This is a genomic window from Granulicatella sp. zg-84 (genome assembly GCF_010892375.1).
Classification (GTDB): domain Bacteria; phylum Bacillota; class Bacilli; order Lactobacillales; family Aerococcaceae; genus WM01.
Genome location: NZ_WNJX01000006.1, coordinates 60687 through 70687 on the forward strand (window position 1 = coordinate 60687; position 10001 = coordinate 70687).

The window sequence follows — 10001 nt, forward strand, 5'->3', positions numbered from 1 at the left end:
CAACTACTTGGGGACATATTCAAAACGAATTGGAAATATTACTCATTTGGTTTATAATATAATTTAGTGTTAGTGTGTATTCAGGTAACTAATAATGATACTGAGAATAAATACAGTGTTAATGATGCGGTCTGGATTGTGGCAGCGTTATTAGCAGCGGAACAGTATACGATGAAATCGAGTGCGACACGTGAAGATATATTCTTTAAGAAGTCGGATATAGTAAAGAAAGCTCAATCATTGATAATAAATAAAGTTGATTCTGTTAGAGTGCTATGGTGGGTTAATTCCGATAATGAAAAGCATATACAGAATTATTTGAGAGCGGATTCAACGGTTGATTCTACTTCAAGACGACTTTCAATGATGGATGAGTTTCCTGATAAAATGTATCCTACGGTATTAAGTATGTCAGATAAGTTTGATATAAACGGTCTCCAAATGACAATGGAAGAATTATTTTTCTTTGTTGAGAAGCAGTACCAAGAGGTGATAAAGAAAATGGTAGCAATTGATATCGATTACAAAGGAGTATTGGATTACTTGGGGAATAACCAGGAAGTTCCATATTCAAATCCAGAGGCAGTCGGCGTTGATCCAGTAGAAAAGGATAGACTACTTAAGGTTAAAGAAAAAGGACAGGCAGCGGTTGCTGAAATGAAAAAGATGGCAGCGAGTTGCGAGCAATTGTTCGGCTTGGATAAATGTTTGCCTATTTCTTGGCTGGATGGCTCAAACACGAAGACTAGAAAATATCTCTGGGCGCAGATAAAATATAAGGATTACGCAGCTAATCCTACTAGTATTTCTTTGTTTGTTGAGAAAGACAATGGTATGACAAGATACCGCATTAGTTTGGAAATAAAGAATGATGGCACTGATAAGAAAACGATGGCATTATACCATTCTCATTTAGATATTCCGAAAGAAGATGGAATGGTTTATGTGTCTGGAAGTGACGAGTGGGGAAATCCAGCAATCATTACAGACTCGGTAGATCAGATCAAAGCAAAGATTGATTTAGGTGAAATTCGAAAGGTTCAACTTTGTGTTTATGTTGAGTCAGCAGAGGGTAAAACAAACGAACAATATGACGCTGATGTAATGGCCGCAGTAAAGAAGATCATTCCATATTACGAGTATGTCATTGGAAAATTCTCTACACAATCAACTGGCCGTGCATGGCTGTTAACATGGAATCCTGCAAGCTGGAATTGGACAAACTACAAAACATGGTGTAAAGATACAAAGCTTGGAAACAAATTTGTTGAGTCTTGGACTTGTGCAAGTAAGCAACCTACTGTTGGTGATGAGATTTTCTTGATTAAGACAGGTTCTAAACCTAGAGGAATTCTTGCTCATGGATATGTAGTGAAAGGCGCTTATGAAGCAGATCACTACGATCCTGAAAAAGCTGAAGCAGGAGTTAAATCTAATCACATAGATACAGAATATGACTGGATTCAAGATTATGATACAGAATCAATGTTGATGCAGGATGACCTTAAAACTACACTTCCTGACCAGCAGTGGAGTCCAATGGGATCTGGTATCGAGATTAAATCAAGTGTTTTACCAGAATTGAAAAAGATGTGGTTAGAACTAATTGGCAAGAAAGCTGACGACGTTACATACTGGCCAAGTTTAGAAGAATATGATCCGGGAATCACAAAAGAGAAGTGGACCGAATTGCTTAATGATCCGGATGTTACAAATAAAGATAGCCTAAAAATGTTCAAGATGATACTTGAACTGGGTGGGAAATCTACATGTGCTAATCTTGCTGAAATCTATGGAGGTTCAGCTGGTTCATATAATAACTGGGGACGTATCTTTGGTGAGAGAGTACATAGAAAGACGAATTGTCCACTTTGTGTTGATGGAGGTCGTCAGCGCTATTACACAGTTCCGTTTGTTGGGAGATATGTAGTAGAAAAGGGTAAACGTAGATACTCTTGGAAACTTAGAAACGAATTGGGGGAGGCATTAAAGGGAATGGATTTATCTCATATTGATCTTACAACGGAGGAAGAATCAGTAATTGCATACGATAAAAATATGATCCTGTATGGCCCTCCAGGAACAGGTAAAACATACAGCACTGCAATTTACGCTGTGGCTATTTGTGATCAGCTTGATCTGGATAGTGTAAAAGCTATGGATTATGACGAAGTGATGATTCGTTATCGTGAACTGCTGGATACAGGTAGAGTGGCGTTTACTACTTTCCATCAGTCTTATGGATATGAGGAATTTATCGAAGGCATCAAACCAGTATTGAATTTTGGAGATGACATAGGATATACGATTCAAGATGGAGTTTTTAAAGCATTTTGTAAAGGTGTAACTATGCCAGAGAGTAATGAAATTGATCGTAATGCTAAAGTGTCGAAAGTTGTGCTTGAATCTGGTGATTTAGTTCAAAATAATAAGGTGTCATCAAATAAGAATTATGTGTTTATTATCGACGAGATCAATAGAGGAAATATCTCAAAGATTTTTGGTGAATTGATTACGTTGATCGAAGACACTAAGAGAGAAGGAATGGATGAGCAGGCTGCGGCAGTTCTGTCTTATTCAGGAGATCTGTTTAGTGTTCCGTCTAATGTATATATTCTTGGAACAATGAATACTGCAGATCGTTCGATTGCTTTAATGGATACTGCCCTTCGTAGAAGATTTCAGTTTGTTGAGATGATGCCAGATGCGAATGTACTCAGAGATATTAGTGCTGACAAGGTAGATGATCTTGATGTTGTAGAAATGCTTGAAAAGATTAATGAACGTATTACTTTCCTCTATGACAGAGAACATACAATTGGTCATGCGTTCTTTACAAAACTTGCAAAAGATCCAACAATAGAAACCCTAAGGGCAATCTTCGAAAATTCTGTTATTCCGCTTCTTCAGGAATACTTCTATGAAGATTATCAGAAGATCCAGTTGGTCCTTGGTGATAATGGAAAGACAGATCCTTCAACGAAGTTCATTCTTGACGAAGAGGTTAAAGTCAAAAGTATATTCAAGGGCAATGCAGATGATGTTGTTGATCTTCCTGACAAGAAATACACCATCAACAGTGAGGCATTTGATAACCTTGAAAGTTACAAACAGATTATATAAAGCGTGGTGAGATAAATGGATAAATTGCTAGAGGTGAGAGAGTTTGATACTATTACCGGAAATGTTGATTTCGAAAATGATGAAAAATATAAATATCTTGATACAGCGACTTTCCATAATCTTGTGGAATTTATCCATGAATTCTCAGGAGATGAAAAAAATGCTGATGCATTGGATTTTATGCACATTTCTTATAAACGTAATGTTGGTGATATCGTAACTATCAAGAATTATGTAGGTTTGATCCAGATGAATAGCGGTTATCAGATACAGATACTTCCTAAGATTAGCTTTGATTCTGGAGAAGACACTGGTAATAAGGAAACAAAAAGAATATTCCTGAAGATGCTAAAAAGCATGAAGGATTTTCCTAGTAAGGTATTTAATGATTCTAGTTTAAAAGTGGATCGCATGAATCTCTATGAGATTTTTATAAATATGTATCTGCAAGAAGTACGACAGCTGGTTAAGCGTGGCATTAAATCTGCATATGTTGGACAAGAAGATAATCTCAAATTCTATAAAGGGAAACTTCTTACAAGCCAGCACATAAAAACAAACATGGCGCATAGGGAAAGATTCTATGTTGCCTATGATGAATTCCATCCAAATAGATCAGAGAATAAACTTGTCAAAGCGACATTACTTAAATTACAGAAGTTGACAACGAGTACTGAAAACTCAAAAGAGATTAAACAGTTGTTGACAACATTTGAAATGGTGGAACCTTCAACGAATTATACGAAGGATTTTTCACAGGTGAAAATTGATAGAAATACGAAAGACTATGAAATGCTTATGCAGTGGTCTAAGGTATTTCTTATGAATAAATCATTTACAACATTCTCTGGTAAGAATACATCAAGGGCATTGTTATTTCCAATGGAGAGTGTATACGAAAGTTATGTAGTGCAGCAAATAAAGAAGGTGCTAGGACCGGCAGGCTGGGAAGTGTCAAGTCAGGACAAAGGATATTATTTGTTCATGGATCCAAGACGCCAGTTTGCGCTGAGACCAGATATCGTTTGTAAGCGTGGTGATAGAATCGTCATAATGGATACCAAATGGAAAAGCCTCATCAATAGTGAACACGCCAATTATGGTATTTCTCAAAGTGATATGTATCAAATGTATGCTTACTCTAAGAAATATGAAACATCAGAAATCTGGCTTCTCTACCCATTAAATGATGAGGTGCGTGATTATTCTGATATAGAATTTGAATCTGGCGATGGAACAACAGTCAGACTGCATTTTGTTGATCTGACACGTATGCCAGAAACGCTGGAAGAATTAAGAGATAAGCTGGAGGTGATTGAGTCATGACAATCGAGGAAAAAGTAATAGAAGTCATCAATGACTATGTCAGCTCAAATGGAACTACATCAAAGATGACGCCGGATCAATTGTACAGTCTTGTGACAGCTACATATCCTATGAACAGGAACAGCTTTTTGCCGGCAGATTATTGCTATAACAGAACTAATGAAGGTATCGATTTTGAAAAACACTCACATCTTTTTGAAAGAACTGATGACGGAAACTATCTTGTTTTAGGTGAAGACTATCTTTATTCTGGACCTGTATATTACAGATGTAGAGGTGAAAAGGAAGATAGTATACGAGGAGTATGGACTAATGGCTCATTTGAAGAAGGTGCTGCCGTTGTAGATACGATAGCACTTCGCCTTAATGACCTGTTTGATGGGATTAAAAATACACTTAAGTTAATTCCGGTAACTGTATCAGCAGAAAAGAATATCGTTTCAGTAGGCATTCTAGAATTGTTGGTATACGGAATTAGTGTCGAGAAAGAAGTGTATAAGATATTCAATGTTACTTCTGACTGGGCACAAAAGACCTCTTATCACTGCGATGAAGCTAAAGATGGCACGTGGTTCTATTATCTGGAAACAATCGATGAGTGTATTGGTGAAGTGAAACGCCTTGTATCATTTGAAATTCAGAAATCTGGACAGGCTAACCATACAAGTGAAGTAAGTCAGATGGTTTCTCCTACGACCTTTGAAAATACATATACACATTTTGTTGAGTAGGCAGATAGAAATGCTGAATCAAAAAAAGCACAAGGTTTAAAGATTCCTTATGTTTTTAAGGAAAGACCGATTTGTGATGGGCAGATTTTAAAGGACAGTATGGCCAAGGTACTTCAAGTGTGACACCTTATATGAATTGGTGGGTGGTATCGATATACTGCCTTTTTGAGAATGGAAATATCATCATGTGTATTGAGGAAGAAAGATATGCTCATTTAAAGAAAATTCAGATCAAACCATTACGATATAGTTTGATTGGTAATAAGAAGGTGAACACTGCGGTGTTCTATGCAGTACATAAAACTTATGTAGATTATGGAGAATTATATGAAAAGTTCCTCCAGGTTTGCGAAGAGATAATGAGGTTAGGTTTAAAGTAAGGTCGTTTAGTAGGAGACTTCTTACAATGACTATTTAATATGCGTATACATATCAAGTAAGGAGGACTAATAGATGAATTATAAAGAGACAGGTTTTAGACCGTTTTATCAACACTTTTGTGTATTACCAATAACAAAGACAACGAAGGCTGCTCTTGTTGATTTCCCTGGTGCAAAGAAAGCAAATGGTGTACTTACCTACGGCTACTATGATAGTGAAGATGAATTGACATTAGAAGTAATTGCAGCAGCACAAATAAAGGACGGAAATGCAAGCTTTTGGGAAACATCTAAAGAAACAAGATCCTTTATTAGAGTAGGAGCCGTCGCTGAAGATGATTTCCTTTTCTTTGCAGATGAGGATAGAAGCTTAGCGAATCGTTATGAGGATAAAATCGAGATGCTTCATTATTATGATGCTGATGAAGAAGTTGAAAAAACAAGAGAAATGTCTTTCCTAGATAGTTGTAGACATGAGAATTATATTGACGATATCCTTGTGTATCTGTGTAAGGAGGGCAATCAGCCAGAAGGTTGCTGGACGAGAATTATCGGTCTTGGAGATCATTTCTTTATGGGAATTCTCTTAAACGAGCCAGATCAGGATTTTGGTTATCACGTAAGTAAGATGTTAAATTATGTTATTTCTGTTATTGGTTTATCTGTAGTTATACCATTAGCGATTAGTTTTTCTACAGCAGTTATTAATATGTTTAATTCGAATATTAAGGCAACAGATCATATTCAATTACTTAATAATACTATAGTAGATAAGATAGTTTATATATTAGTAATTGTGTTACTTGCTATTCCAGTTTGGAATAGCAAAATAGAAAAATTGAATAGTTAAAATCAAATACTTGAGTTATAGTTTCAAGTCTTTATTCATATATTTATTATAGAACTTCTTTTTTTGAATACTCACTACAATCACAATAAGATAAAATTTCTATAATCTTTTAACAATATACAGTATTTGCTGCCTTTTTCATAAATTTTAAGACTTATATTATTAAGACCTGATATTTTTAAAACAAACAAAAAATACAGAATAAAATATTCGTTCTACTACATTAACATATTCCCTGAATAACTTTTATTGTTGATACATTTCAAAAAAATGTCAAAATGATGAATTAGACAATAAATTGTAAAGTTTTTCCGAATAAATCCTTGACAAATTACGGATGATTGGTCGTATAATATGTGTAATAATATATTCAAATTTTTATCAAAAAATAAAGTATAAAAGGAGTATGCACAATATGAGTACAAAAAGTTTAAAATGGCATTCAGTATTTGTGATTTTTTTCACTTGCTTGTTTTGTATGAATTTGAAAACGATTTATGCTACAACAGTTACTGTTAATACTCAAGATGAACTTATTCAAGCATTGGAATCAAATAGCGATAATATTCTAATTAATTCTTCTTTCGAAATATCTCGTTCTATTGATTTATCCCAAAAAACAGTTGAAATAACAGCATCTGATGGTGTTGAATTAACAACAAACGGTTTGATAGAGAATATGTTTATCGCTTCTGGTGGACAAGTTACTTTTGAAAATATTCGTCTTAATGGGAATAATCAATCTCGTTTATTTCTTGTTACTAATGGTGCAACATTAACGCTAAAAAATACCATTGTAAAAAAAGGAACGACTCAATTATTTGAAAAGAACATAATAGATACTGTAAATAAACAACGTTATAGTGGTGGAGCTATTTTTTCGGAGCATGCAACATTAAATTTAGAAAATGTTGAATTTATAGAAAATACAACTAAAAAAGATACCCCTGTCGTTGAAAAACCGGGTGATCCTATTTTAGCCCCTCACGGTGGAGCGATTTATGCTGGAACGAGTACGATTAATATTGTAGGTGGACGCTTTAGTCATAACAGATCAGGATCTTCACCAAATGGTTCAAATGGAGAAGGTGGAGCGATCAAACTAGAAGGTGGATCTAAACTTTATATTAATAAAGATGCAGCTTCAACTGATAAAACTACTACGGTATTTGAAGAAAATAGCAATGATGATTGGCAAACAAAAGGTGGATATCAAGGTGGAGCTATTGAAGCAACTGATAGTGAAGTTGTTATTTATGGAACAACATTTAAAGTTGCTGGTCCATTTAATACTGGAGGAGCTATTAAATTTGAAAATGTATCTCATGCTGAAGTTCATCATTCTAATTTTACTTTATTAGAGGGAAAAGGGGAAATTGGTGTTGCAGGTGGAGCAATTACTTCAGAAGGATCACATTTGACAATTTCCAATACAACTATGTCTGTAGGAGATGGCACACGTGTTAAAGAAGCAGGTGGGTTAATCCAAGTTGTTGGAAGTGGAACATTTAATTTAATCGATTCTACTTTAGAAGGTCGTGGAGCATTTTGGAATGCAGGAAAATATACTGCTAAATATGGTGGAGCTATTTCATTTTATACAGGTAGTACCGTTACTGCTAAAATAGAAAATACAACTATTCGTAATTTTATGGCAGATGTATCAGGTGCTGCTATTGCGATTTCAAATCAACGTGATGAAGTATCTGGTGTTGATTTAACTTTGAAAAATACTAGATTAATAAATAATGCGGCATATACATATGGAAACTGGTCGTATGGTGGCGGCATGTTTATAGGACCAGGTAATACCGTGCTTATGGATTCAGGTATTATAACTGGTCCTACATATTCCAATAATGCGGGTGCTATTTATAATCAAGGTAATTTAACATTAACAGGCGGTGCTAATATATCCGGTAATAACGCTTATCAAATGGTTGGTGGTATCTATAATGCTGGGTATTTAAAAGTTGATAATGCGACTATACAAAACAATTCAAAAGGGGATTGGGCTACCGGCTATGATCACCAGTTGAAAAAAGGCGAATATAGTGGTGAAAATATTTACGCCGCAAAAGATGTCATTATCACGCCAAATGCCACCATTCAAAATGGGGATGTGCGTGTTTTAGAAGGACAATCTTCCATTATTTTAACGGGAGCATTGACGAAACCAATTAATGTTTCTATTAGTGAAACACCTAAATTGATAGCTACCGGTATCGCTATGGGATATATTGAAAATGCCAATCGTCACGTTGGTTATGTTGTTGCTAGAGGGGCGAATAATAATGAATTTGCAAATGAAAAATTAAAGACAAATGCTTATGAAGCGACTAGTGAAGATGCTAAGTTATTACATTATGTAAGTAAAGACACTACTCAACCGATTGCACCACTTTCAGATCATATAAGTGTTGGAATGTGGGATTTTGTATTAAATCCAATGACTAAGCAAGTTGTTTTAGGACAACGTGCTAAGATGATTTATCATGCAAATGGCGGAACTTTTGATTCCGGAACGGAAAAAGAGTTTTTATATACAATATATAGTTCAACTGATCCTTGGACAGATATTCCACAATTAAAATTATTGGATGACGCTTCTCAACCGACACGTCCGACGTATGCTTTAGTCGGTTGGTATAATCATCATGCAGATGGCACAGAAGATAATAATCCAATAACAGATGCAGAAATAGTAGCAAATAGAGATGCCAATCCATTCGATTTTTCATTACGATTTGCATCTGGAACAACACCGATTACCAATATTGTCACTCCAAATGTATTGCATGCGTATGCAGGATGGGAAAAACAGATACAAGTTCAAGTTACAAAACAATGGGCTAGTCGTGTTAAAGAAACGAGTGTTACTGTTCAATTGTATAAAAATGGTAATCCAGAAGGAAACCCTGTTCAATTAACAGAAAATGGAAATTGGACATATACATTTATGAAGCTTCCAAAATATAGATCGGAAAATGTAGAAAATGTATACACAGTGAAAGAAGTTGGTGAAGCGAACAATCGAGTAACAGTAGGTGACCATACATATACTGTTGATGTGGAAGGAAATCAAGAAAATGGCTATACGATAACCAATACGTATGTACCAGGAAAAACGGAATACACTGTAAACAAAGTCTGGGTGAATGGACCAACAGAAAAACCAACGATTTCAGTACAGTTGTATCAAAATGAAGCAGTTTATGGCGAAGCCGTAGAATTGACTTCAGGTACAATAAGCCATACATGGCGTGATTTACCAGCAACAGACAATACTGGAGTGGCTTACACCTATACAGTAGATGAAGTCAACGTTCCTGCAGGGTATGAAAAAGCAGTTGTAGATAATACTATCACGAATACGTATGTACCAGGAAAAACGGAATACACTGTAAACAAAGTCTGGGTGAATGGACCAACAGAAAAACCAACGATTTCAGTACAGTTGTATCAAAATGGAGCAGTTTATGGCGAAGCCGTAGAATTGACTTTAGGTACAACAAGCCATACATGGCGTGATTTACCAGCAACAGACAATACTGGAGTGGCTTACACCTATACAGTAGATGAAGTGAACGT

Annotated in this window: 5 protein-coding genes; all 5 read left to right on the forward strand. The window is 35.5% G+C overall.

The features are described from left to right. The first annotated feature begins 138 nt into the window (after window positions 1-138). The gene (locus GMA06_RS02520) at window positions 139-3123 is read left to right on the forward strand and encodes an AAA family ATPase (RefSeq protein WP_345940865.1); all 2985 of its coding nucleotides are present in this window, start codon (window positions 139-141) and stop codon (window positions 3121-3123) included. 15 nt (window positions 3124-3138) lie between these two features. Beyond that, window positions 3139-4449: an McrC family protein gene (locus GMA06_RS02525; RefSeq protein ID WP_163561588.1), complete on the forward strand. Its 1311-nt coding sequence runs from the start codon at window positions 3139-3141 to the stop codon at window positions 4447-4449. Further along, window positions 4446-5180, forward strand: a complete 735-nt coding sequence (locus GMA06_RS08385; protein ID WP_205422869.1) for a hypothetical protein — start codon at window positions 4446-4448, stop codon at window positions 5178-5180. Before GMA06_RS02525 ends, GMA06_RS08385 begins: the two co-directional genes overlap by 4 nt. A 453-nt stretch (window positions 5181-5633) precedes the next feature. Continuing rightward, window positions 5634-6410, forward strand: a complete 777-nt coding sequence (locus GMA06_RS02535) for a hypothetical protein (RefSeq protein ID WP_163561589.1) — start codon at window positions 5634-5636, stop codon at window positions 6408-6410. Window positions 6411-6825: 415 nt separating this feature from the next. Then, a partial coding sequence (locus tag GMA06_RS02540; protein ID WP_163561590.1) for a Cna B-type domain-containing protein occupies window positions 6826-10001 on the forward strand: 3176 nt, incomplete at its 3' end.